Origin of the sequence: Colwellia sp. MB3u-41 (assembly GCF_014076845.1) — a bacterium.
Lineage (GTDB): Bacteria > Pseudomonadota > Gammaproteobacteria > Enterobacterales > Alteromonadaceae > Colwellia_A.
The window spans coordinates 164,093-188,271 of the sequence record NZ_JACGUT010000079.1 but is presented as its reverse complement, the minus strand read 5'-3'; the positions used below and the strand labels follow the sequence as shown (position 1 = coordinate 188,271).

Annotated in this window: 22 protein-coding genes; 16 read left to right on the top strand and 6 right to left on the bottom strand. The window is 38.2% G+C overall.

The window, feature by feature from the left end:
- Window positions 1-89: 89 nt before the first annotated feature.
- From H4J73_RS12095 to H4J73_RS12085, 3 genes are read right to left on the bottom strand one after another with little or no spacing between them, the layout of a single operon-like run.
- Window positions 90-620, bottom strand: a complete 531-nt coding sequence (locus H4J73_RS12095) for a DUF6942 family protein (protein ID WP_182182253.1) — start codon at window positions 618-620, stop codon at window positions 90-92.
- 21 nt (window positions 621-641) lie between these two features.
- Complete coding sequence (locus H4J73_RS12090) at window positions 642-1,064, bottom strand: hypothetical protein (protein WP_182182252.1); 423 nt, start codon at window positions 1,062-1,064, stop codon at window positions 642-644.
- Between the two features lie 21 nt (window positions 1,065-1,085).
- On the bottom strand, window positions 1,086-1,634 hold the full coding sequence (locus tag H4J73_RS12085; protein ID WP_182182251.1) for a zf-TFIIB domain-containing protein: 549 nt from the start codon (window positions 1,632-1,634) through the stop codon (window positions 1,086-1,088).
- A gap of 270 nt (window positions 1,635-1,904) precedes the next feature.
- On the opposite strand from H4J73_RS12085, the gene H4J73_RS12080 reads away from it, so the two are divergent.
- The 10 genes from H4J73_RS12080 to H4J73_RS12040 all read left to right on the top strand — a co-directional run bounded on the left by H4J73_RS12080 (window position 1,905) and on the right by H4J73_RS12040 (window position 17,043).
- Complete coding sequence (locus H4J73_RS12080; protein WP_182182250.1) at window positions 1,905-2,543, top strand: OB-fold-containig protein; 639 nt, start codon at window positions 1,905-1,907, stop codon at window positions 2,541-2,543.
- Window positions 2,544-2,614: 71 nt separating this feature from the next.
- Window positions 2,615-4,597, top strand: a complete 1,983-nt coding sequence (locus H4J73_RS12075; RefSeq protein WP_220460676.1) for a flotillin family protein — start codon at window positions 2,615-2,617, stop codon at window positions 4,595-4,597.
- 73 nt (window positions 4,598-4,670) lie between these two features.
- Window positions 4,671-9,893 carry a DNA repair ATPase gene (locus H4J73_RS12070; protein ID WP_182182249.1) on the top strand — a complete coding sequence of 1,741 codons (5,223 nt, stop codon included), beginning with the start codon at window positions 4,671-4,673 and terminating at the stop codon, window positions 9,891-9,893.
- Between the two features lie 31 nt (window positions 9,894-9,924).
- The gene (locus H4J73_RS20575) at window positions 9,925-10,050 is read left to right on the top strand and encodes a hypothetical protein (protein ID WP_259366527.1); all 126 of its coding nucleotides are present in this window, start codon (window positions 9,925-9,927) and stop codon (window positions 10,048-10,050) included.
- Between the two features lie 201 nt (window positions 10,051-10,251).
- Window positions 10,252-11,070 carry an alpha/beta fold hydrolase gene (locus H4J73_RS12065; protein ID WP_310649605.1) on the top strand — a complete coding sequence of 273 codons (819 nt, stop codon included), beginning with the start codon at window positions 10,252-10,254 and terminating at the stop codon, window positions 11,068-11,070.
- Between the two features lie 76 nt (window positions 11,071-11,146).
- On the top strand, window positions 11,147-11,782 hold the full coding sequence (gene lexA / locus H4J73_RS12060; RefSeq protein WP_182175283.1) for a transcriptional repressor LexA: 636 nt from the start codon (window positions 11,147-11,149) through the stop codon (window positions 11,780-11,782).
- A gap of 570 nt (window positions 11,783-12,352) precedes the next feature.
- Window positions 12,353-13,909, top strand: a complete 1,557-nt coding sequence (gene coxB, locus H4J73_RS12055; protein ID WP_404851869.1) for a cytochrome c oxidase subunit II — start codon at window positions 12,353-12,355, stop codon at window positions 13,907-13,909.
- Between the two features lie 11 nt (window positions 13,910-13,920).
- Window positions 13,921-15,513, top strand: coding sequence for a cytochrome c oxidase subunit I (gene ctaD, locus H4J73_RS12050; RefSeq protein WP_182182248.1), 1,593 nt, complete (start codon window positions 13,921-13,923; stop codon window positions 15,511-15,513).
- Window positions 15,514-15,524: 11 nt separating this feature from the next.
- Entirely contained in the window at window positions 15,525-16,106 is a 582-nt protein-coding gene (locus tag H4J73_RS12045; RefSeq protein WP_182182247.1) for a cytochrome c oxidase assembly protein, read from the top strand.
- A 52-nt stretch (window positions 16,107-16,158) separates the two neighbouring features.
- Window positions 16,159-17,043, top strand: coding sequence for a cytochrome c oxidase subunit 3 (locus tag H4J73_RS12040; protein ID WP_182182246.1), 885 nt, complete (start codon window positions 16,159-16,161; stop codon window positions 17,041-17,043).
- A 78-nt stretch (window positions 17,044-17,121) separates the two neighbouring features.
- Here the strand turns inward: H4J73_RS12040 and H4J73_RS12035 are convergent, their stop codons facing one another.
- A complete protein-coding gene (locus tag H4J73_RS12035; RefSeq protein WP_070375487.1) occupies window positions 17,122-17,337 on the bottom strand; it encodes a DUF2909 domain-containing protein in 216 nt (71 codons plus the stop codon).
- A gap of 56 nt (window positions 17,338-17,393) precedes the next feature.
- On the opposite strand from H4J73_RS12035, the gene H4J73_RS12030 reads away from it, so the two are divergent.
- From H4J73_RS12030 to H4J73_RS12010, 5 genes are read left to right on the top strand one after another with little or no spacing between them, the layout of a single operon-like run.
- Window positions 17,394-18,110, top strand: coding sequence for an SURF1 family protein (locus tag H4J73_RS12030; RefSeq protein ID WP_182182245.1), 717 nt, complete (start codon window positions 17,394-17,396; stop codon window positions 18,108-18,110).
- A 41-nt stretch (window positions 18,111-18,151) separates the two neighbouring features.
- On the top strand, window positions 18,152-18,712 hold the full coding sequence (locus tag H4J73_RS12025; protein WP_182182244.1) for a hypothetical protein: 561 nt from the start codon (window positions 18,152-18,154) through the stop codon (window positions 18,710-18,712).
- 1 nt (window position 18,713) lies between these two features.
- The gene (locus H4J73_RS12020; RefSeq protein WP_182182243.1) at window positions 18,714-19,721 is read left to right on the top strand and encodes a heme A synthase; all 1,008 of its coding nucleotides are present in this window, start codon (window positions 18,714-18,716) and stop codon (window positions 19,719-19,721) included.
- 9 nt (window positions 19,722-19,730) lie between these two features.
- Window positions 19,731-20,669, top strand: a complete 939-nt coding sequence (gene cyoE, locus H4J73_RS12015) for a heme o synthase (RefSeq protein ID WP_182182242.1) — start codon at window positions 19,731-19,733, stop codon at window positions 20,667-20,669.
- A gap of 21 nt (window positions 20,670-20,690) precedes the next feature.
- Window positions 20,691-21,323, top strand: coding sequence for an SCO family protein (locus H4J73_RS12010; protein WP_182182241.1), 633 nt, complete (start codon window positions 20,691-20,693; stop codon window positions 21,321-21,323).
- Window positions 21,324-21,385: 62 nt separating this feature from the next.
- Here the strand turns inward: H4J73_RS12010 and H4J73_RS12005 are convergent, their stop codons facing one another.
- A complete protein-coding gene (locus tag H4J73_RS12005) occupies window positions 21,386-22,435 on the bottom strand; it encodes a polysaccharide deacetylase family protein (protein WP_182182240.1) in 1,050 nt (349 codons plus the stop codon).
- A gap of 93 nt (window positions 22,436-22,528) precedes the next feature.
- Here H4J73_RS12005 and H4J73_RS12000 point away from each other — a divergent pair, with 93 nt between their 5' ends.
- Window positions 22,529-23,896, top strand: a complete 1,368-nt coding sequence (locus tag H4J73_RS12000) for an MATE family efflux transporter (RefSeq protein ID WP_259366528.1) — start codon at window positions 22,529-22,531, stop codon at window positions 23,894-23,896.
- Here H4J73_RS12000 and H4J73_RS11995 read toward each other — a convergent pair.
- Window positions 23,846-24,139 (bottom strand): hypothetical protein, encoded by a 294-nt coding sequence (locus H4J73_RS11995; RefSeq protein WP_182182239.1) that lies wholly within the window; start codon window positions 24,137-24,139, stop codon window positions 23,846-23,848. The genes H4J73_RS12000 and H4J73_RS11995 overlap by 51 nt on opposite strands.
- Window positions 24,140-24,179 lie beyond the last annotated feature (40 nt).

Here is a 24,179-nt window from a genome sequence, read left to right as displayed (position 1 = left end):
TATGTTGCCTAATCATGAGGCTTATTATTTTCTCCTTTAACTACTATAGTATACATTAATTTAACACCATATAAATGAATGAAAAACTTTCACTGGCTATTTATATCGCTGAGTAAATAGGCTAATTTTTTAATATTAGCATTCGACAATTGCCGATAATCAAAATAGGGACAGACAATTAAATTTTTAGCTTTATCAATAGCAAATTGCTCATCTAGCCAAGTGAAACTGGCGTTTAGTTGATTTGTCGCTAACAAATGTTTGGCGTAAGTTTTTCCACAAATAATATGCAGAGTTTGCTTAGTGGTTGATAACTGAGGCGGAGAAAATAATAAAGCCGTTTGAGAGCCTTGCTGCAGCAAAAATCGCTCTCGATATTTTTGCCAAGTTGGCGCAAGCGTTGAGTAAGCGAATTTTTCTTTATCGAGTGCGTAAAGCAACTTCGCATAAACATTGAAAACTTTCCGCCAACCATTGCCGCAAGCTTGATTAACCATCTCTATTTCGCCCAAGGTTAGCGGCGATAGACAAGATAATTGCTCATATTCAAGCATACTCGGTTTATTGCCAATATAAACGGCGATGCTAAAGTTTGAGCAACCTAAACCAATATTGCTCACGTGATATTACAGTACTGCTGTCTATTCATCAGGTAAGGCATTATCTAAGGTTTTTAAAGAACGTAAAAATAAACCTAGCCCACCGATGGCTAATATAAGTATTACGATTAAATCAAAAGAACTCATGGTCTTAAAGGTAAACCTTATTGAAGATATGACCCCAAAGATTAATCCTGATATCGAGCCAATAGCTAACACCCAACCTAAAATATTTTTACTGTTATAAAAAATAAGCCCAACACCAAATATGAAAGGGATCATTATCATGCCACTAGTTACATTATAGTTGCCACCCATAGTTGAAAAAGCATACAGGCGAACGCCCATGCCAAAAGTAGATGTTACTGTGATCGAATTTAGTAGCATATAAAAACCACTACACATCATAATGATGCCAATAAAAAAGTGACTTAAGCCACCCGAAGTTCCACCTGCTCCTTTCATGGGTATTCCTTATTATCTTTGTTATTTCTCAGCTGAGTAGGGCTCTTCAGCAAGAAGATAAGCTCTTAAATCGGCTTTGTTTGGTTGCTGATATAGCCACTCTCTGAGGGCTTTAACTTTCGCATAATTTTCTTCACCAAATTTATCTTGGTATATTTCTGCAAAGTTTTCTTTCGTACTATTAATACGAATGTTGCGTTGCCAATGTGCGGTTAGTACCGTATTTAAGGAGCCCGCTAAATTTTCTTTTTTGAGTAATTCCCATTCACCTTTATCTAACCAAACACCACCGACATTGACACTGTAGTCAATACGGTGATTTGTTGAGGCAGATAGTCGAAATTTACGCATAATAGTGCCTGTTACTGGGCATAACATGGCTTGTTTCGTTTCAACAACTTCACATTGAATATTGTTATCAAAAGAAAACTGTGGATTACGTTCTTTCCAAGCGACATAATCTTCAATTAAGATCCAATGCCCACCACAATTCGAACAAGTATGTGCTCTAAAAAGCCCTTCGATAAAACTAGGGGTTAACTCACCCTGCTTACAACTAGTACATTTCATTATTATGTCCCTGTTAAATGTTATCTTTGTAAAATTTACGTAAACCATCATATAATCATTGATTGATATAAGTCACGAGTAAAATGAATAAAATCAGGATACTGTAGGCTTTTATTTTTATGATTTTATGTAAACAATATGCTAATTTGTTTTATTTGAATTTTATAAAACTGTATTTATTGACATATTATGTCACGGGTGTATGGTACATATAAAGAATAAATACCACAATGATTAGCCGGTGTTCGCTATGTGCTTTAAGGATAAACAATGGAACAGCTACTAGAAGTCGCTTCAAAATTTCCCACCGTAATACATTCGACACTGCTAGGTGTCGTGGTTGTTTATTGGCTTATTGGCATGTTAGGTCTGGTCGATTTAGGATTAGCTGGAGATGCAGACCTTGACGTAGAGGTAGACACCGAACTTGATACTTCTGTTGGCGGCCTGACCGGTTTTATGCTGACTTTTGGTTTAACGGGGGTGCCGTTCACCTTAGTTTTTAGCATTATTATCCTTATTTGCTGGCTAATCAGCTTTTACCTGCAATTATATATTCTAGCTTGGCTACCTGATGGTTGGTTATATTATCTGTTTGGCGTTGTTAGTAGCTTTATTGTCTTTCTAATTTCCCTGCCATTAACTGCAATTGTTATTCGCCCCTTAAAAGGAATGTTTAAAAGTGTTGAAACCTCTAAGAGTATTCAGCTGGTCGGTAAAAGTGCGACGATTGCAACGCAAACGGTTAGTGAAACCTTTGGTCAAGTACGAATATATAATAAGGGCGCAGAAATTTTACTTGATGTACGCTGTGACCCAGAACACCGCTTAAAAAAGGGTGACAATGTGCTACTGATAGAATATTTAAAAGAAAAGCATATCTATATTGTCGCGCCGTATGACGAATAAATCATAATCACATTATAAGAGACTTGGTCAAGCAGTTGTGACCATTGCATTTACATAAAAGGAAAAAAAACATGGTAATGGAACCACTTTATCTAGCGATTGGCATTGGCGTACTTTTAGTCTTTTCACTATTAATTATGATGGCTAAATTTTATCATAAAGTAGAGCAGGGCCAGGCATTAATCATTAATAAGCTCGGCGCTGAACCAGAAATAAGTACTAATGGCGGTATGGTTATTCCTATTATCCATAAAAAAGAAATTATGGATATTTCTACTAAGCGAATGATGTTAGAACGAAAAGGGCAATCTGGGCTTATTTGCCAAGATAACATTCGTGCTGATATTACTATTACCTTTTATATCCGGGTTAATGAAACCAAAGAAGATATTCTACGTGTGGCAAAACAAGTTGGTTGTGAGCGCTCTTCTTTCCCTGAAACCCTACAAGAACTTTTTGAAGCGAAGTTTTCTGAAGCACTTAAAACTGTTGGTAAACAATTAAACTTTACTGATCTTTTTACTCAACGAGATATTTTTCGTGACAAGATTAAAGAAGTTATTGGCCAAGATTTATCAGGTTACGTACTTGAAGATGTCGCGATTGATTTTCTTGAACAAACATCGATTAACGATTTAGATCCTAATAATATTATGGATGCTGAAGGTATTAGGCGCATTACCGAGTTAACCGCCCAACAAAGTGTTGAAACCAATGACTTGAAACGCCAAGAAGAAATACGCATTAAACGACAAGATATTGATGCTAAAGAAAAAGGTTTAGAACTTGATCGCCAATTAGCCGATGCCCAAGCTAAACAGACGCGAGAAATTTCTACTGTAGAAGCTCGAGAAGAAGCGGAAACAGCTAAAATTGTGCAAGAAGAGTTTTGTAAGTCTGAACAGGCAAGAATAGCGACTGAACAGACAGTCGCTGTAGCTGAAGAAAATAAGCAGCGTGAAGCTGATATCGCGCAACAAAATCGTTTTAGAGCCGTGGCTATCGAAGAAGAAAAAGTGAAACGTGCCCGTCAAGTCGAAGAAATAGATCGTGAAAAAGAAGTTGAAACACTACGAATCGATAAAGAAAAAGCCCTAGAAATAGAGCGTAAAAATATTGCTGAAGTGCAGCGTGAACGCATCATGGTTGAAAAAGGCGTCGCTGAAGAAGAAGAGCTTATTAAAGATTTACGTGTGGTTTCAGAAGCGAACCGCCAAAAAGATGAATTGGTTATCAAAGCCAAAGGTGAGGCTGAGCAAGCATTGGTTAAAGATATTGAATCAGCTAAAGCGCAAGAACAAGCGGCTGAGCATATCGCAAGAAAAATGCAAACCATTGCCGATGCTGAATTGAAAGCGGCGAGTAAACAGGCAGAGTCGAAGAAGATATTGGCTGAGGGTAATCAAGCAGAAGCTGCATCGCAAGGGCTTGCTGAGGCTCAAATCACCTTGGCGCAAGCTGATGCACACGAAAGACAAGGCGAGGCTGAAGCTAAAACACTCGAACTTAAATTGACCGCTGAAGCTAAAGGTATACAAGAAAAAGCCTTAGCAGAAGCGACGGGTTTACGTGAAAAACAAGATGTACTTAACGCTATGTCTGAACAAGCCAGAGAGTTTGAAACCTTTGGTTTACGTTTAAATCAAGAGCGTGAATTAACCTTAGCGAAACTAGAAAATAGTGTTGCGTTAGCTGAGAAGCAAGCGGGTGTATTAGCAACGGCATTAAGTGAAGCCAATATTAATATTATGGGCGGCGATGGCGAGTTCTTGCGTCAGTTTATGAACTCTATCACGGTTGGTAAGTCTATCGATGGCTTAGTTAATGAAAGTGAAACAGTAAAAACCTTGTTTAAAGATCACTTAAATGGCGACCGTAATATTATGGACGATTTAGGTGGGGTGCTCGCTGGTGCTGCACAAACGAGTGAAACCATGAAAAATTTCAATATGTCTAAGTTATTATCAACATTAAATAATGCCGACGACACTCAAAAAGGCGCATTGGCTAGTTTGTTAAACTTAGCAAACAAAAACTCGTCAGACGAAAAATAGTCATCAAGTATTAATTAAGCAATGCACAGTGTTTCATTCAAGGATAACTGTGCATTAGCTCATGGAGTCTCATATGTCAGATAAGGATAGCGTCACTAATCAGGCTGTTGCGGAAGGGGGGTCATATGAACTTATTCAGCGCAGATTGTCAGCCTTAGGCAGTGATCTTAATGCACAAATTAAGCAGCTAAATGACAAGCGCATTGTTACGTTTGGCTCCACCGAGATGAAAGTTGATGCTCGTGTGCGGGTTAGAACTGAGCATAATTGTGTTGCTAGAGATATTGCCGCCATCGGAGATACCTTACTTTTTGGCTACAACGTCTTTCTCGGTTTAAAGCGCAATATTACCGTCTCAGATGTTTTTAGTTTGCATCAAATAAAAGGTGATAAAGATGACATTGAGATTATTGATCTTCCGGTACAAGATAGTTTTCTTGACGATGCTGAGTTTGTCCGTGATTTTGATGAGTTATACACCTATTACAAAAAAACATTTCTAGCTCATGTTTATCGACAAGGCAGTAAAGTATTTGCCATCTTTCGAATTGGTGAACGCCTTGATGATATTAGAGTCTTTCGTTGGGGTATCGACGCCGATCACCAAGTTAGCTATATCGATAATCGTGGTGAAAGAGATATAAAGCAGCCAGAAAATTTTGACTTTGAATGGCATAAAGTATCTCGAGAGCAACAAGAGCAAGGTAAACACCCACATTATAATTTATATGACATTTTGTTTGTCGAAGCTATTGGTGGCTCAATTACTTTAAAAGTTGAGAATAATACCACCGCAGGTCAAGGTATATATTCTGAGCCAGTCGAAGATGAACATCAGTCTATAGATGACGCTGAAATCCATTATGCCAGAGTTGGTGAGCTTATTTTATTGAAAATAAAGCCGTATCGTGAAACTGACACTCGCCATTTGATTTTTAATGCTAAAACTCAGCAAGTGATCAGGCAAGATGCTATTGCTCATGCTTGTATTCAGTTACCAGAAGACCACGGTATTATTTTTCCTGGTGGATACTATTTGCAAAATGGTGAACACAAAAGCTTTGAAGATAATGCCGAAGATTTACAGTTGCACCGAGTGGTAAAGTCGCCAAACGGTGAAGACTTTCTCTATATATTTTATGAACCAAATGAAGGGCAGTACGCTTTGTTTGGTTATAATTTAATTACGAGAACATTGCAAAACCCTATTTATGGTCATGGGCAAAGTTTATACAACAACGGCAGAGCCGTGGTTTTTAATGCCGAGTCCGAGCCATCACGTGTTCATGCCATGCAAATATGGCAAACGCCTTTTTGTAGTGAAGAGTTTGCTAGTAATCAACCGGTTGATAATAGCTTCTTTGGCAAAATAGGTAATCCTGAACTGGTCCGCGGTATTTCTGATTTATACAGTGTCGCTAAATTGATCTCGGTGCAAACACCAAGTGCGCAGCATTTTAATGACTTAGTGAAAGAGTCTAAGCAAATTTTTGATAAATATCATTGGCTCAATGATAAAGAGCTGGGGTTGCTGCATGATCTTATCAAGCAAATCGCGATCACTTCTGAATTGGTTATAGATGAATTTGAAAAAGTCACCAGCATTAAAGAAAACTCTGATCGGGCCTTAATTCAAGCAAAAGAAAAGCTAGCCGAGCTAGTAACACAAGTTCAAATTTCGGGTTTTGAGCAGGCCTCACAATTCGTTGATTGCTTATCGGCGTTAGCTCAATTTAAAGGTGAATTGATTTCTCATAAAGACTTACGTTATATCGATGTTGACGCAATTAATGCCATGGAAGCTCACTTAGATACGTTAACGAAAGAACTTAGCCAAGCAACCGCTGACTTTCTCCAACAAGACGATGCTTTAACGCCTTATCAAAAGACCATAGTTGCATTAGAAAAGGCGATAGAAAAAAGTGAATCGGTTAGCTCATTAAAGCCGATTCGCACCGAAATTGAAGAGCTTGTGCAAGGATTAGAATTACTTAACCGCACAATGTTGTCACTAAACATTGAAGATAGCCGACAAAGAACACGTATTCTGGAAGATATTTCAGCAGTTTTTAGTCAAATAAACCGCGTTAAAGCTAATGCTGATTTGGTGGCTAAAAGTGTCGGTAGTGAAGAGGCACGAGCAGAATTTGGTGCTCGATTTAAACTGTTAAGCCAAAGTGTTACCAGTGCTTTAAATGCGAGTGATTCACCGCAAGCATGTGATGAGCAACTTTCTCAAATTCTAATTCAGTTAGAAGACTTAGAAAGTCAGTTTAGTGATTATGATGAATTTTATAATGAAATCATCACTAAAAGAGATGAAATATACGATAACTTTGAACAACATAAACAGCAGCTGATGGATGCACAGCAGCGTCGTTGTTTGAATTTGATGACGGCAGCCGAGCGCATTATTGAAGGTGTGATCAGACGGAGTCAATCGTTTAGTGAGCAAGACAAATTAAACAGCTATTTTGCTGGCGATCCTATGGTTGCCAAGCTTAGGCAACTAATTTCACAGCTTAGAGAGCTTGATGACAATGTTAGAGCTGATGACATTGACGCTCAATTAAAAAATGCTAAAGAGCAAGGCATAAGAGCACTGAGAGATAAAACGGATATTTACTCTGCTGACGGTAGTTTAGTTAAAATAGGCGACCACCAATTTTCAGTGAATCGTCAAAAATTAGAACTGACCTTATTACCTCGTGATGGTGACATGGTCTTGCATATCAGTGGTAGTGAATACTTTGAAACGCTACCCGCTGAATTATTTGTTGGTACTAAATACCTCTGGCAGCAAGCGCTGGTCTCTGAATCTGACAAGGTCTACCGAGGAGAGTATTTAGCGGCAACACTATTATTTGAGGCTGAATTTGCTGGCCAAGCGCAACTTGAGTGTTTAAAAGCGGCGGTAAAAAACAATGAATTAGGTGAGGTGGTTAGAAAAGCGGCTGAGCCACGTTATCAAGAAGGTTATGATAAGGGCGTGCATGATGCCGATGCGGCATTAATTCTAAAGCAATTACTTGCTTTAAGAGAATCTATTGGCTTGTTAGCTTATCCGGTCTTGGAAAGAAGACTCGCGCTACTTTTTTTCACCACAGAATTAGCTGATAACAGTAGAAAAGATTTATTACAGCGCAGTCATAATCTCTATATCATGGAAGAAACTTTTGGTGATAGTCAATTACGTCATCAGCTTATTAAAGAATTGGCTACGCTATTAGATAGCTATATTGAAAGTCAGCCTTGGCTGAAATGTGACACGTTATTGTCAGCAACCTACCTATTAAAAGAGTTAGCTTTAGCCGAACAGAAATTTGTTATTAAAGAAAGTAGCGTTGAGTTAGCTAATCAACTGGAGAGTCAGTTAAAGCATAAGAGCTTAGAAAAACAACTCAATGGCGCATTATTGGGTTGTTCGACACTAGAGCAAAAATATCAACTTTACTGGGCGTGGTTGCAGGCTTTTTCTTCGCACCAGAGTATGAATATCCATCAAGATATTATTGATGAAGCCGCAATTTTTATGCTGATGCAAGAGCAATGTGAATTCTATACTTCATTGGCTGACACCGAAGGTGTTGTTGATGGTTTATTGGGGCAGCATGGGCAAATATCGGACAGAAAAATTGCGATAAATTATCAAGAATTTATCACTCGACTTCGCCAATTTAAAAATGAACATGAACCGGCATTCAAAGGTTTTCATATTCAAAAGCAAAAGGTATTAGCGGCACAACGTAAACGCTTACGCTTAGAAGAGTTTAAACCAAGAGCGCTGTCTTCGTTTGTACGTAATAAATTAATTAATGATGTTTATTTCCCGATTATTGGTATTAATTTAGCTAAACAAATTGGCGCAGCTGGTAATAATAAACGTTCTGATTTAATGGGATTATTACTGCTTATTTCTCCCCCAGGTTATGGTAAAACAACGCTTATTGAATACGTTGCCAGTAAGCTAGGTATGACCTTTGTTAAAATAAACTGTCCGTCGATAGGACACGAACAGTTGTCACTAGATCCCGCTCAGGCAAACAACTCAACAGCTAAAAATGAAGTTGAAAAGATTAACTTAGCCTTCGAAATGGGTAACAATGTTATGTTGTACCTTGATGATATTCAGCATACTAATCCTGAGTTTTTACAAAAGTTTATTTCCTTATGTGATGGCTCAAGAAAAGTGGAGGGTGTTTGGAATGGTGACAGTAAAACCTATGATATGCGCGGCAAAAAATTTGCAGTTGTCATGGCTGGTAATCCTTATACCGAATCAGGAGAAGCATTTAGCATTCCTGATATGTTGGCTAACCGAGCCGATATTTATAACTTAGGTGATACCTTAAGTGGTCGAGAAGAAGAGTTCTCTTTAAGCTTTATTGAAAATAGCTTAACCAGTAATCGCTATATCGCACCACTAGCGACCCGAGATATGGACGACCTCTATAACTTGGTTAAAATTGCCGATGGCCAACAAGTTGCCACAACTGAGCTAAAGCATAATTACTCGCAAGCAGAGGTCAATGAAATAGTTGCGGTTATTAAACGTATTCGTAAAATTCAAGCGACGGTATTAAAAGCCAATCAACAGTACATTGCCTCTGCCGCCCAAGACGATAAGTACCGCACTGAGCCTTCGTTCAAGTTACAAGGAAGCTATCGCAATATGAATAAGATGGCGGAAAAAGTAGTACCGGTTATGACCGAAGAGGAAGTCGAGCAGCTTATCGCCGATCATTATCGTGGTGAAGCGCAAACACTCACCATAGGCGCTGAAGAAAATTTACTTAAATTAGCCGAGCTGCGCAACAATCAAACCAGTGAAGAAAAAGTGCGTTGGCAACAAATTAAGGCAGATTTTGTTCGTTATCAAAGCTTGGGTGATAGTGATAACCCGATTGCGGCTGTTGCTAGCCAAATATCGTTATTGCAAAAAGGGCTCAATCAAATAGGAGAAGCTTTGTTAGAGCCTAAATCTGCAGCGTTAGATAGCTTGAATGAAACGCTTGCCAGTCTTAAACTGCAAGTGAATATTGAAAAACCAGATGATTCAGCATTAGCTGAAACTTTGGCGTTATTTAGTGAAAATATGGCGTCTTTTTTAACGCCGCTGGTTAACGCGTTACAAAGTAATAAAAATGTCGATTTGGCGATGATCGATACTTTAAAAACATTGAACCTGACTACTGAAAAATCAGTAAAAAGTTCTGAGACCCATATTCAAAAAATTAGTCGAGAACTCGCTTCAGGAAAACAAAATAGCGATGAGCTTTCTGCGGACGAGTACTAGCTAACATCGGCTATGCTAAACGAGAAAATAGTTGCCAGTAGTAAAGATAAACCAGGAAGATGCCTTGTTACCTTTAGACAAACCACAACATATTGGTTTGTTGTTAGCGATGCGTCTTTGGGAGTTACCTCAGTGTAAAGCACTGCGCAGAAATTAATATTTATTGCCAAACCGAGAACACATAACGTTATACTCCCTATAAACGTATAACTGCATGCTAATGGAAGATGTTTAAAGTTATTAGCCCTTTTAATATGATACTAAAATTGTGTTTTAAAAAATATTATCTCGCTTCTTTTCAGAAATGAATAAAGCGTCAATAATTAACGTTCAACATAAAAAATGATGGAGCGCAGCTATGAATGAAAAAATTGCAGCACTTAAGTCAGACCTAGCGCTACTTAAAGAACAATTTAGTAAAAAAATTACTGATGCAGAAATTCGTTTAAAAAATATGATTGAACAAGACAGCCTAGATACTTCGGTTGAACGTGGCTATAAAATTCAAGCTTCTTTTGAAGAGCCAGCAGATTCTTTAGCTAATGGTGAATGTGTAATTTTACTGCATGGGCTTGCACGTTCGGCTAACTCCATGAAAGCTATTGAAAAACGACTATTGACAGAAGGTTATTTTGTGATAAATATCAACTACCCTTCTAGAGATTATTCGATAGAAGAGTTGGCTGAAAAAGTGATTTCTAAAGCGCTATTAATTTGTGAAAGTCGTCAAGTTAACTTTGTTACCCATTCAATGGGCGGTATATTAGTTCGCCAATATTTAAGTATGCACAAAATACCTAATTTAAATAAAGTCGTGATGCTGGGTCCACCAAACAAAGGCAGTGAAGTTGTTGATAAACTAAAAAATACACCTGGTTTTAGTTTCATCAATGGTGATGCGGGTATGCAATTAGGTACCGGCGAATTTAGTATCCCTAGTAATCTTGGCAATGCTAATTTTGATTTGGGTGTTATTGCCGGTAATCAAAGTATTAATTGGATATTATCAACACTTATTCCTGATAAAGATGATGGTAAAGTTTCGGTTGCTAGTACCAAACTTGATGGTATGAATGATCACATTGAAATGGAAACAACCCATCCGTTTATGATGAAAAATGAAAAAGTGATTGAGCAAGTTATTCATTATTTAAAATCAGGTAGTTTTCAAAAATAATTATCCCAGAAAGCTTGCCTTTAATAACGACCTGTATATACTCACAGTAACAACTGTGTAAATTTACAGGCTCCCTATGCTAAATGAAATCAGCGAATTACGCCCTCTAACGAACCGACAACAACAAGTTTTTGATCTGATCAAAGACAAAATAAGCGATACGGGTATGCCACCAACACGTGCTGAAATAGCCAAGTTTTTTGGCTTTAAATCAGCAAATGCAGCAGAGGAACATTTAAAAGCTTTGGCTAAAAAAGGCTATATAGAAATGTTGCCAGGTACTTCTCGCGGCATTCGTTTGACTGAGAAGTTAATGGAAGAAGCCGGTTTACCTTTAATCGGCAGAGTGGCTGCAGGTGAACCTATTTTAGCTGCAGAGCATGTTGAAGATCATTACAAAGTTGATGGTAATTTGTTCCACCCAGCCGCTGATTACTTATTGAGAGTTAATGGCGAAAGCATGAAAAATATCGGCATACTTGATGGTGACTTGTTAGCTGTTCATCAAACGACCGATGTACAGAATGGCCAAGTAATTGTTGCTCGTGTCGAAGAAAATGTTACGGTTAAACGTTATAAACGAGAAGGTAACATCGTTTACTTACATGCTGAAAATGATGACTTCTCTCCTATAAAAGTCGATTTGTCTGATCAAGAGTTTAATATTGAAGGGTTGGCTGTTGGCGTTATTCGCTCGGCAGACTGGATGTAATTAAGTTAACCTATCCTATCCAATAAACTTGGTGGTAACTAAGTCAATTTATCTAACAAATATAGTATTAATTACGTCAAACTGCTCGGCAAACTTTAGTGTATAAAATAGGCTAAAGTTTGCTTTTCTAACCTTTCGTATTCTTTTCATGCAAACCTTTCTCTTTACTAAGAATAATTTTCATTCTAAAGCCCATTCAAACAACTTTATCTTTCTCTGATTAAAAAACAACCAAGATCAATTTTTGCAATATGCGTATTTATACTCAGCTGTTTATTTTTAATACTACGGCTACAGCCCTTTGTTATTAGGCTTTTATCTGTATTAGAGTTGATACTCTATTGTTTTTATTGGTTTTTATTTTAAAATAGCTCGATTTTTAAATTGACCCAGATCAACTTTTAAGTAATTCTAGTTTGGAATGTGTACAAATATAAATATAAGACGATGTTGTTGACGCTAACTGGTTGATAACAAAATTGCTAAGAAAATAATAAAAATCCGTACTAAAGGATGTGTTTTGTCCTAGGTATCAAGTTTTAAACTTTTATAGGGTGAAGGAGATGTCGTGTGAAAAGACGTAACCTAGGTTGGCTGTTGTTGGGGAGTGTTCTTTCCAGTTCAGCTTGGGCAGATATGCAATTAAATCTGACCAAGGGTGTAACAGAAGTAAGTAGAGATGTTTACGATCTACATATGCTCGCAATGTATATATGTGTAGCAATCGGTGTGGTTGTTTTTGGTGCTATGTTTTGGTCAATGGTTTTCCACCGAAAATCCAAAGGGGCTAAATCAGCAGATTTTCATGAAAGTACAAAAGTAGAGATTCTCTGGACAGCAATTCCCATTGTCATTCTTATCGCTATGGCTGTACCAGCAACGAAAACACTGATCGAAATGGAAAATAACGACGATTCTGACGTTACCATTCAGATCACAGGTTCTCAGTGGAAGTGGCATTATAAATATTTTGATCAAGATATTGAGTTCTACTCCGTTTTATCTACGCCAAGACCACAGTATGAAACACAAGAAGGTAAACACCTTAGTGTTGATGCCGGCGACAAAGTCAAAGGTGAAAATTATTTACTCGAGGTTGATAAACACCTTGTCATTCCAGTTAATAAGAAAGTACGATTTTTAATCACTTCTGACGATGTTATTCATGCTTGGTGGGTACCTGCTTTTGCAGTAAAGCAAGATGCTAACCCAGGATTTATTAATGAAGCATGGACAAAAGTTGACGAGCCTGGGATATACCGAGGTCAGTGTGCTGAGCTTTGTGGTAAAGATCACGGTTTTATGCCTATTGTTGTCGAAGTAAAGTCTGAAGCTGATTATGCTCTTTGGCTCGATGAGCAACACGAAATTAATGCGCAAGCTGCTGCTGCTGAGAAAGCGTCTCTTAACGCTTCCGCATCAATGGATGAACTGATGACTTTGGGTGAAACTACCTATGTTGCCTACTGTGCTGCCTGTCATCAAGTTTCTGGTGCTGGTCTACCTCCAGCATTTCCTGCACTTAAAGGAAGCTCTGTTGCTACGGGTAGTATTGCTGCGCATATTGATATTGTACTCAATGGTAAAGCGGGTTCAGGTATGCAAGCTTATGATAAGCAGTTAAGTATGAAGCAAATTGCTGCAGTTGTGACCTATGAGCGTAATGCTTGGGGTAACAATACCGGCGATGCCGTACAAGCCGCTGATGTTAAAAGTTTTGCTAATGATTCAGGCAATGACACAGAAACACCGGTAAAAGTCGCTGAAGTGGTTGTTGAAGAAGCCCCAGCAGAAGATCTCACTAGAGTGTATAGCGAAGATGAATTGATGGTTATGGGTGAGCAAGTTTACATGAAAGCTTGTGCTGCTTGTCATCAAGTTTCTGGTGCGGGTTTACCTCCGGCATTTCCTGCACTAAAAGATAGTGTAATTGCACTGGGTGACATTGCTGTGCATATAGACATGGTTATTAATGGCAGTAAGAAAAACCCTGCTATGGCTGCTTTTGGTAGCCAGTTAACTAAAACCGAAATAGCGGCTGTTGTTACTTATGAGCGTAATGCTTGGGGCAATAACACCGGTGATTTAGTACAACCTGCAGCCGTTGATGCTGCTAGTGCGAAGTAGGGGGATATAAAATGACTACAGACGTTATAGAACAAGAATCGCACGACGATCATCATGATGACCATAAAATGAAAGGCATCAAACGTTGGTTGTACACGACAAATCATAAAGATATAGGTACGTTATATCTATGGTTTGCTTTTATTATGCTATTAACCGGCGGTGCTTTAGCCATGGTTATTCGAGCCGAGTTATTCCAACCCGGTTTGCAAATAGTGGAGCCTGATTTTTTCAATCAGCTAACTACTGTACATGGTTTGATCATGGTGTTTGGTGCAATTATGCCGGCCTTTACGGGGTTTGCAAACTGGATGATACCTATGATGATTGGTGCTCCAGATATGGCTTTACCACGTATGAATAATTGGAGCTTCTGGATTCTACCTTTTGCTTTTGGGATTCTTTTGTCTACATTCTTTATGGAGTCAGGTGCGCCTAACTTTGGTTGGACATTCTACGCACCACTTTCTACAACCTATTCAAATGGTAGTACGGCATTTTTTGTTTTTGCTGTTCATATTATGGGTATCTCATCAATAATGGGCGCGATTAATATCGTTGTTACCATTATGAACATGCGTGCGCCGGGTATGACTTACATGAAAATGCCATTGTTTGTTTGGACATTTTTTATTACCGCCTATTTATTAATCGCCGTAATGCCTGTCCTCGCGGGTGTGGTAACCATGTTGTTAACTGATACGTATTTTGGCACAAGTTTCTTTGATGCCGCAGGTGGCGGTGACCCGGTATTATTCCAGCACCTTTTCTGGTTCTTCGGGCATCCTGAAGTTTACATCATGATATTGCCAGCTTTTGGTATTGTCTCTACTATTATTCCAGCTTTTGCTCGTAAGAAATTATTCGGCTACAGCTCAATGGTTTATGCAACGGCATCCATCGCCTTATTGTCATTTCTTGTCTGGGCACATCATATGTTCACAACAGGTATGCCGTTATTTGGTGAACTGTTCTTCATGTATTGCACCATGTTAATTGCCGTACCTACGGGTGTTAAAGTGTTCAACTGGGTCGCAACTATGTGGCGTGGTTCAATGAGCTTTGAAACACCGATGCTATTTTCTATCGCATTTGTCATCTTATTTACTATAGGCGGATTCTCTGGTTTGATGTTGGCATTAACACCTGTTGATTTCCAATACCATGATACCTACTTTGTTGTTGCCCATTTTCATTATGTGTTGGTCACAGGTTCATTATTCTCGATTTATGCGGGTGCATACTTCTGGTTGCCAAAATGGACAGGTCATATGTATAACGAGTCGTTAGCTAAATGGCATTTTTGGTGTTCGCTGATTTCAGTTAATTTACTATTCTTCCCTATGCACTTTTTAGGATTAGCGGGCATGCCTCGTCGTATCCCAGATTATGCGTTGCAGTTTGCTGATTTCAATAAGTGGGTCAGTATTGGTGGTTTTGCCTTTGGCCTTTCGCAACTAATATTCTTAGCGGTAGTCATTAAGTGTATTAGAGGTGGAGAGAAAGCAGCGGCTAAGCCTTGGGATGGCGCTGAAGGTTTAGAGTGGACTGTTGCAAGTCCTGCTCCGTACCATACATTTTCAACACCACCAAAAATTGATTAAGTTAATAAAATATGAATAAAGGTGACGAATTGCAAAATTTAAATAACAAAGATAGCGCTGCTATAACAAAAAACAATCAAGTGATAAAAAAGCTGGTTATGATTGTTTTTGGTATGTTTGCTTTTGGTTTTGCACTTGTCCCTTTATATGATGTGTTTTGTGATATTACTGGTTTGAATGGAAAAACGTCAACCACTGCCGCCGCTGTCTATAATGTTGATCAGATTGACACAAAAAGAATTGTAACGGTGCAGTTTATTAGTCGAACCGCCCAAGGTATACCTTGGCAGTTTGAACCTATGGTCCGTGAAATAAAAGTTCATCCCGGTGAAATGAAACTTGTTAAATTTTATGCAAAAAATGAATCCACCCGCGATATTATTGGCCAAGCAGTTCCGTCAGTATCGCCCGGTTTAGCGGCGGCGTATTTTCAAAAAATTGAATGTTTTTGTTTTACGCAGCAACCGCTACAAGCGAATGAAGAGGTAGAGATGGCGTTACAGTTTTATGTTGACCCAGAATTACCTGAAGATATTTCAACGCTAACGTTGTCGTACACTTTGTATGACGTGACCGGAAAAGTGGAATCGTAGCAATTTATACTGTTCACTTAGCGTGTAACAGTATTTGTTTAGGGGAATAATAATGACAACAAAAGAATATGAAAGTTATTACGTACCATCACAAAGTCATTGGCCAATTGTTGGCGCAGTGGCACTGTTTTTAATTGCTATTGGCGCCGGAAACTATGTTTCTACGTTAAAGAGTGGTGAAGGTGGCATTGGCGGTTATATATTGCTTGCCGGCGTTTGTTTAGTTATATACATGCTCTATGGTTGGTTCAGTAATGTTATAAACGAATCGATGGCGGGTAAGTATAGCCATCAAATGGATAACTCATTTCGTCAAGGGATGAGCTGGTTTATCTTTTCTGAAGTGATGTTTTTTGCAGCATTCTTTGGTGCCTTATTTTATGCCCGCACGTTATCGGTACCTTGGTTGGGCGGTGCAGATAATAATGCCATGACCGGTGCTGTTTTATGGCCTGAGTTTGTCGCAAGTTGGCCGTTATTAGTCACACCAGATGGAACCGAAACAACGCAAATGGGCTGGTATGGCCTACCATTAATTAATACTATTTTGTTATTAACTTCTTCAATTACTGCACATTTAGCACACTCAGCCTTAGAAAAAGATAATCGTAAAATGCTGAAAATATGGTTAGGTTTTACCATATTGTTAGGTGTTGTCTTTTTATTCTTGCAAGTTGTCGAGTACATGCACGGCTATTCAGAAGAAATGAAATTGTACTTAACCAGTGGTATCTATGGTTCAACTTTCTACTTACTGACCGGCTTTCATGGTATGCACGTTACCTTAGGTACCATCATGCTAATTGTGGTGTTTTTAAGAGTGTTGAAAGGCCACTTTACCCCAACCAATGCTTTTGCTTTTGAAGCGACAAGCTGGTATTGGCATTTTGTTGATGTGGTTTGGGTGATACTGTTTGTTTTTGTTTATATTGTATAAACAATTACTTATATAAAAGTTTAAAAAATAGTGTAGGTGGAGCTAGCTTCACCTACCTTTTATTTTTAAGCGAGTCGATTAGAACGGTCGTGGGTGTGGCGTAATAACGCCTGTTAAAATAGCGACTAACATAAGTATAATAATGAAGGCTGAAATCATCACGCGTCGGCCAATAAATTTTGACATTGACGGTTTACTCGGGTCATTTTTGTTTAAGACAAAAAGTGCCTGAAACAGGCTAAATACCATGAAGACTAAGCAGCCAATAATAATTATTTTTATCGCAAATGCCATTTAAAAATTTCCTATGTTGTTATGTTCGCTTTAAGCATATTTAAGGAATTAATTGTTTGAAAAATTTTATATCAAACATTCGCCTACCTTGGTTGATATTTACCCTACTTGTTTTTTCCGGATTAGTAAAACTCGGATTATGGCAAAGTGATCGTGCTTTACAAAAAGAGCAACGCATCGAAACCATTACACAATTGAGTCAAACACAAGCTTTGTCTCTTTCTCAAGTACTTTCAGAAAAAAATGAAATTAATGATCTACCGATCACTATGTTTGGGGAGTTTGATAATAATACTATTTTTTTATTAGACAACCAAACGAATAAAGGACAATTAGGTTATCGTGTTTATCAAGTGTTTAAGAGTGACGAGCAGGCGGTCTTAGTTAATTTAGGTTGGGTAGTAGGTTCTATAAATCGTCAAGAAATTCCCGATGTTCAGGCTATTATTGGAAAGTATCAATTATCAGGTCACGTACGCAAAATCGAGCAAGGCATAATGTTAATGGAACAAGTCTTGGTCAAAGGTAAGTGGCCATTGCGTGTTCAGCAGATAGAATTAGATAAATTTTCAACATTAATTTCACGTCAACTCTTGCCCTTTGTCGTCTACTTAGATAAAACAGAGAGTGTGGGTTATGAAAAAAATTGGCAACCAATTGTTATGCCGCCTGAAAAACATCGTGCTTATGCCTTTCAATGGTTTAGTTTAGCGATAGCATGGTTATTGTTGATGATATGGGCGTCAATTAAATTGGGTAGAAATAGTGAATAAGCGTTAAATCACTAATAAAAAAAATAATAAGGTGTAAGTGTATGAATGATGTATCACAGAAAAAATCTCGTCGTAGTATGGTCATGGTGCTGGGCGCTTTTATCCTCCCTATTGTGTTAGCAAAACTCGCCTTAACTCAAAATTGGCTTGATTATGGTGTAACGAACAAGGGCACTTTAGTTGAGAATGAACTGACTTTGGAAAAGTTAGGCTTGAGTCAAACCGCTTTACAAAAAACTTGGTCAATTATTTATAGCTTGCCACAGCATTGTGATGATCACTGTGAACAAACGTTACTCAGTGTTAATAACTCTTACATAGCCTTGGGTAGAGAAATGCCCAGAGTAAAGCGCGTCGCACTTTCTCCTAATCCACTCTCACCTCAGCAAACGCAAAGGTTAACTGAAAACAGTTGGGTGATTATTCCTACTCCAAGCCTAGTTGATGACTTTTTATCAGATACAAAAGTCTTAGTTGTTGACCCTTTAGGTAATGTGGTTTTATCTCATAAACCACCGACAAATGATGATGCTCAAGCAATGTTTGGTAAAGAAATTTTAGCAGATATGAAGAAATTACTTAAGTATTCAAGGGTGGGTTAAGATGAAAAATCGTGTAAATCATCGTGTTCGTACTTTAGTCTTAATTAGTATTCTATTAGCACTAATCGTGGTTAGCTTAGGTGCTTATACACGCTTAACGCATGCGGGTTTAGGCTGTCCAGATTGGCCAGGTTGTTATGGATTAATTGATGTACCAGCAACCGCAGAACAAATTATTAAAGCAGAGCAAGCATTCCCAGAAAGAAAAGTTGAAGCGCAAAAAGCATGGAATGAAATGATCCATCGCTATTTTGCAGGGGCACTAGGTTTATTAATTTTAGCCATTGCGTTTATGTCTTATAAAAGACGTGAGCAAGGTACGCCCTTAAGACTGCCGATATTAATACTGGTGGTAGTTATTTTTCAGGCGGCTTTAGGTATGTGGACAGTTACCATGAAACTTATGCCTATAGTCGTTATGGGGCATTTGTTGGGTGGTTTTACGACGCTGAGTTTACTGTTTTTATTATATTTACGTTTGTCTGACTTTCGAGTGCAGGGGGGCGATTTTGCGATTAAAAAATATGGAAGATATGGCTTAATTGGTATTGTCTTACTTACCGTTCAAATAGGTCTAGGTGGGTGGACATCGTCAAACTATGCTGCCTTGGTTTGTACTGAATTACCAATTTGTCAGTCAGGCTGGCAAGAGCAACTGACCTTCGAAGATTCATTTGATTTGATCCCACCAGAAAAAGACAGTTACGAATTTGGTCATTTATCTCATGCTTCACGTGTAACGATTCATGTTGTTCATCGATTGGGAGCCATTGTAGTTGGGCTTTATCTTTTTTGGTTAGCGTTAATGGTGTTTCGAAAATCTCAATCTGCATTTTTTAAGAATGCAGCTATTAGCTTAGCGTTTATTCTTACTTGCCAAATATTATTGGGTATTAGCAATATCTGGTTCTCATTACCGTTAGCAGTTGCGGTGAGTCATAACGTGGTAGCAGCATGTCTAATGTTGTCTTTGATCACGTTAACCTACAGTTTACGACGGAAATTATAAGGAATACTTATGAGTGAATCAGTATCAACACAAAGTCCCAACGGGCCAGTGACTACACCTGAAGTTATAGAGACTAAAACCGCTATTTGGCGAGATTATTATGAAATCACTAAACCTCGTGTAGTGGCACTCTTAGTGTTAACCGCTTTGGTGGGTATGTGTCTTTCTGTACCGGGTACCATTCCATGGCAAGTGCTTATTCCTTCAATGGTGGGTATTGGATTTTTATCATCAGCCGCCGCGGCAATAAATCACATCGTTGATGAACGAATTGACAGTATTATGGGGCGAACTTATAACCGCCCCGTCGCTACTGGACGTTTAACGCCAAGAAAAGCGACTTTGTTTGCTATGTTTTTAGCGGTCAGTGGTTTTGCCATTTTGTATAGCTTAGTTAATCCCTTAACGGCATGGCTTACTTTTGCAGGTTTGGTGGGTTACAGTTTTGTTTATACTATGTATTTGAAACGTGCTACACCTCAAAATATCACGATTGGTGGCTTAGCAGGTGCAATTCCTCCACTTTTGGGTTGGACAGCAATGACGAACGAAATACACCCTAATGCTTTACTATTAGTGTTATTGATTTTTACTTGGACACCTCCTCATTTTTGGGCATTAGCAATACACCGTAAAGACGAATATGCAAAAGTTAATATCCCAATGCTACCGGTGACCCACGGAGTAAACTTTACTAAGACACAAATTTTACTCTATACCGTATTACTTTTTGTTGTTGGCTTGTTACCTTATTTAGTGGGAATGAGTAATTGGTTATATTTAATTGGCGCGGTAACATTGAATCTGATGTTTTTTGCTTACGCTTGGAAACTTAAGTTTAATGCTAATGAAAATACTGCCATGGACACGTTTAAGTTTTCAATTGTTCATTTGATGGGGTTGTTTATTATTTTATTACTTGACCATTATTTATTACCAATAAGCTAATACTTACGGATACTCTTATTTATGAACAAGTTGTTGTATGTCATTGTTGCGATTGCCGCGGGTGCGGTAGGTTTTTTTGTCTTTCAAAAAGCGACAGTATTACCACAGCCCGAACATGCTTTATATTATCAGCAGGTTCGGGAAGTTAAGCCGTTTCAATTAACCGATCACCATAACCAAGCCTTTACCAAAGAACAATTAGCCAATAAATGGTCTTGGGTATTTCTGGGGTATACTTCTTGCCCTGATGTTTGTCCGACTACATTACAAGAACTAAACTTTGTTTATGACGATTTAAAAGCGATCAGTGAAGATACACAAATTTTATTGGTTTCGGTTGATCCTAGTCGAGATACGCCAGAAAAATTAGCTCAGTATATCGCTTACTTTAATGAGGAGTTTATTGCGCTTACGGCTGACCATGGTGTGTTATTTCCGTTTGCTCGTAACCTTGGCATGATGTACGCGATTAACGAGCCTAAAGCCAACAATAATGGTTACTTGGTCGATCACAGTGCTTCTTTAGTGTTAATTAATCCAAAGGGAGATATAGCGGCTATTTTCAAGCCAAGACAGGCTTTAGGCGTATTACCTACGATTGATGGTGAAAAATTAGTCAGTGATTTTGCAAAAATTGTAAAGTTAGCGGAATAAATGCAGCTTGTCACCATAACCATACTTCAGTGTGACAAGCTTACTTAACGATATTGTATTCGTTACAGCGGATACCACTCCATACCTTCTTTTAAGACAAACCAAGGCTTTGAATACCAATAATAACGCCCTGGCTCACTAATGCTTGGTGCAGTGCAATTACAGCGTACACGGCCTATGGGTAGCGGGGCACTATAATTAATGGTGAAGCTGTTTTCTTCTCGCCATTCTATTTCTTGTCGGCCTAAACCAGAAATATAACAGTTTAACTGGGCTGGAAGAAAATCATCAACAATAACATCAAACGTCACTGATTTTGATTGGTTATATTCTACAATTGTTTTTGCATTTTCATCACTTAACGTCATTGTGAATGGTAAAGATTTTAATTTATCACGTAGGCTGGTAATTTTATCATAAGGTTTTGATGCAGGAAAACGGGGTACGCTGGTTAAGTCTGTTGCTAGGCCAACCGCCCCAGACTGCTGTGAAAAGGCAATAAAATTGTTCTGCGTTATCCACTTTTGTACTGCGGGGGTATATTCACCGTAGGGATAAGCATAATAACGCCAGCTCTGGCCGGTTTTCTCTTTAATAATACTTTCAGCCGTTAATAAAAGATCGGTATGCTTAAGTAACCACTGTTGTTCAGTTAACCCAGCACTAATACGTGCCATAGAATCATGTTCCATACCATGGTTGGCAATAATAACCCCTTGGTCAGCCATCAACTTAAGTTGTGCCCAACTAAGGTAGTTATTCGAACCACGTTCAACGATTGCTGGGTTAATAAAAATAGTAAAAGGATAATTAAATTTGTCGAGAATGGGCTTACCATTGAGTAGAATATCAAGATAAGCATCATCAAATGTTATTGCCACTGTTTTGTCAGTAATAGGTTGCTGTTTCTTGATAGAATTCATTAAATCTGAAAGCGCGATAACGTTGAAGTTATTATCAGCTAAATACTGCATATGTATTTCAAATTGTTGGGGGGAAATACTGGTACTTGACGGTGTTTTGTCACTAACATGATGATACTGTAAAATTACAGCAGCAAAGCTAGAAAAGTGTAAGCAAGATAGCAATAGTGCAGGTAATAAAAATTTCATGAGTGAAGCCCTTGTTTAGTCAGTCATAAAAATAGCGCGTTTTGCTTTCTTTTTATAGTAAATTTTCAGGTAATTTTTATATGGAATACTTTTTTGAACGTTAATACTATCAACCACCATAAACAGCTATTCCTCATCGCCTTACCGATGATCTTTTCAAATATCACCATACCTCTTCTAGGCTTAGTTGATACTGCTGTTTTAGGACATTTAGACCAAGCCTATTACCTAGGTGGCAGTACAGTCGGGGCAATGATTATTACCTTTGTTACTTGGTTGTGTGGTTTTTTACGTATGTCGACTACAGGTCTTACCGCTCAGGCATTAGGTGAAGAAAACGCACAAAAAAGTTTATTGGTTCTGCTACGAGGTTTGTTAGTGGCTTGCTTAATTGGTGGTGCACTGATTTTGTTACAGTCTTTTTATCTTGATCTAAGCTTGGGTTTAGCCGGAGGATCTGAACAAATACAATTTTATGCTAAGCAATATTGTGATATCCGTATTTGGGGTTTACCTGCTGCGTTATCAAATCTTGTTATATTAGGATGGTTGTTGGGCAATCATAAAGCTAAGGCTGTAATGTGGATATTGATCGTCACTAACTTAATTAACTTGTCGCTAGATCTATTGTTTGTCTTAGTGTTTGATTGGCAAGTGCAAGGGGTGGCGTCAGCAACGTTAATCGCTGAATATTCAGGTGTTATTATAGGGTTGGCTTATATTATTTTTGCGAAACAAACAGGTAATCTACAACCCCTAAAAAGTATATTAATAGAAATGGTGGGAAAATTTACAGATATCAGAGATCATTTATTTGAGAAGTCAGCGCTGATCAATTACTTTCAACTTAATCGAGATATTCTTATTCGAACACTGTGCTTAGAGATTTGTTTTGTCTTTATTACTTTTCAAGGGGCTAGGTTAGGGGATGATGTTATTGCAACTAATGCCATTTTAATGAACTTTGTTTTGTTAATCTCATTTGGATTAGACGGCATTGCCAATGCAGCAGAAGTGTTAGTGGGTAAAGCACAAGGGCAAAAGAATCTTAAACAGCGTAATTTTGTCGTTAAAATCGCTTTATTTTGGACGGGACTCTTTGCGCTCACTTATAGTGCACTCTTTGCCATAGCAGGTGATTTCTTGATTGGTTTACTAACCGATATTCCAGAGGTTGTTTTCTCGACCGAACAATATGTACATTGGATGATTATCTTACCTGTATTAGGTTGTTGGTGTTATTTATTTGATGGTGTTTTTGTTGGTCTAATGAGAGCCAAAGTGATGCGAAATAGCATGATAATTGCGACCTTTGGTTGCTTTTTTCCAATGTGGTGGCTATTACAAGGATTTGGTAATCATGGGTTATGGGCTGCATTTAGTGTGTTTTTGCTAGTTCGAGGATTAAGTTTAGCTTGGCACTATTATCGCGTTATAGAAAAACAACCCATTAGCCTTTAATTTTTTATTTGTCTGACGATCAAAAATATTGAGTAAACGATTAGCAAAGATCCCACTGTAACCCCAAGCAGAGGTTAACAGACCAATAGCTAAAAAAACAATGCCGGCGATTTGCCAATAATAATGGTAATAGTAACCGATAAAAATTAAGCAAACGCCAATAGTAAAAAGACCAAGTCCGCGAGTAAAAAGCACTAAGCTTCTTTGCGGGTCTTGGCCTAATTTTTCAAGTATTGTTATCATTTTAAATTAATGAATAACTCAGCAGTCAGTATAGTGGTCG

Bases quoted from the DNA above. Each gene is read 5' to 3' on its own strand.
- H4J73_RS12075 (WP_220460676.1), top strand. From the start codon at position 2,615: ATGGTAATGGAACCACTTTATCTAGCGATTGGCATTGGCGTACTTTTA.
- cyoE (WP_182182242.1), top strand. From the start codon at position 19,731: ATGAGTGAATCAGTATCAACACAAAGTCCCAACGGGCCAGTGACTACA.
- H4J73_RS12005 (WP_182182240.1), bottom strand. From the start codon at position 22,435: ATGAAATTTTTATTACCTGCACTATTGCTATCTTGCTTACACTTTTCT.
- H4J73_RS12020 (WP_182182243.1), top strand. From the start codon at position 18,714: ATGAAAAATCGTGTAAATCATCGTGTTCGTACTTTAGTCTTAATTAGT.
- ctaD (WP_182182248.1), top strand. From the start codon at position 13,921: ATGACTACAGACGTTATAGAACAAGAATCGCACGACGATCATCATGAT.
- H4J73_RS12045 (WP_182182247.1), top strand. From the start codon at position 15,525: ATGAATAAAGGTGACGAATTGCAAAATTTAAATAACAAAGATAGCGCT.
- H4J73_RS12065 (WP_310649605.1), top strand. From the start codon at position 10,252: ATGAATGAAAAAATTGCAGCACTTAAGTCAGACCTAGCGCTACTTAAA.
- H4J73_RS12010 (WP_182182241.1), top strand. From the start codon at position 20,691: ATGAACAAGTTGTTGTATGTCATTGTTGCGATTGCCGCGGGTGCGGTA.
- H4J73_RS12040 (WP_182182246.1), top strand. From the start codon at position 16,159: ATGACAACAAAAGAATATGAAAGTTATTACGTACCATCACAAAGTCAT.
- H4J73_RS12035 (WP_070375487.1), bottom strand. From the start codon at position 17,337: ATGGCATTTGCGATAAAAATAATTATTATTGGCTGCTTAGTCTTCATG.
- H4J73_RS12025 (WP_182182244.1), top strand. From the start codon at position 18,152: ATGAATGATGTATCACAGAAAAAATCTCGTCGTAGTATGGTCATGGTG.
- H4J73_RS12080 (WP_182182250.1), top strand. From the start codon at position 1,905: ATGGAACAGCTACTAGAAGTCGCTTCAAAATTTCCCACCGTAATACAT.
- lexA (WP_182175283.1), top strand. From the start codon at position 11,147: ATGCTAAATGAAATCAGCGAATTACGCCCTCTAACGAACCGACAACAA.
- H4J73_RS12085 (WP_182182251.1), bottom strand. From the start codon at position 1,634: ATGAAATGTACTAGTTGTAAGCAGGGTGAGTTAACCCCTAGTTTTATC.
- H4J73_RS12090 (WP_182182252.1), bottom strand. From the start codon at position 1,064: ATGAAAGGAGCAGGTGGAACTTCGGGTGGCTTAAGTCACTTTTTTATT.
- H4J73_RS12070 (WP_182182249.1), top strand. From the start codon at position 4,671: ATGTCAGATAAGGATAGCGTCACTAATCAGGCTGTTGCGGAAGGGGGG.
- H4J73_RS11995 (WP_182182239.1), bottom strand. From the start codon at position 24,139: ATGATAACAATACTTGAAAAATTAGGCCAAGACCCGCAAAGAAGCTTA.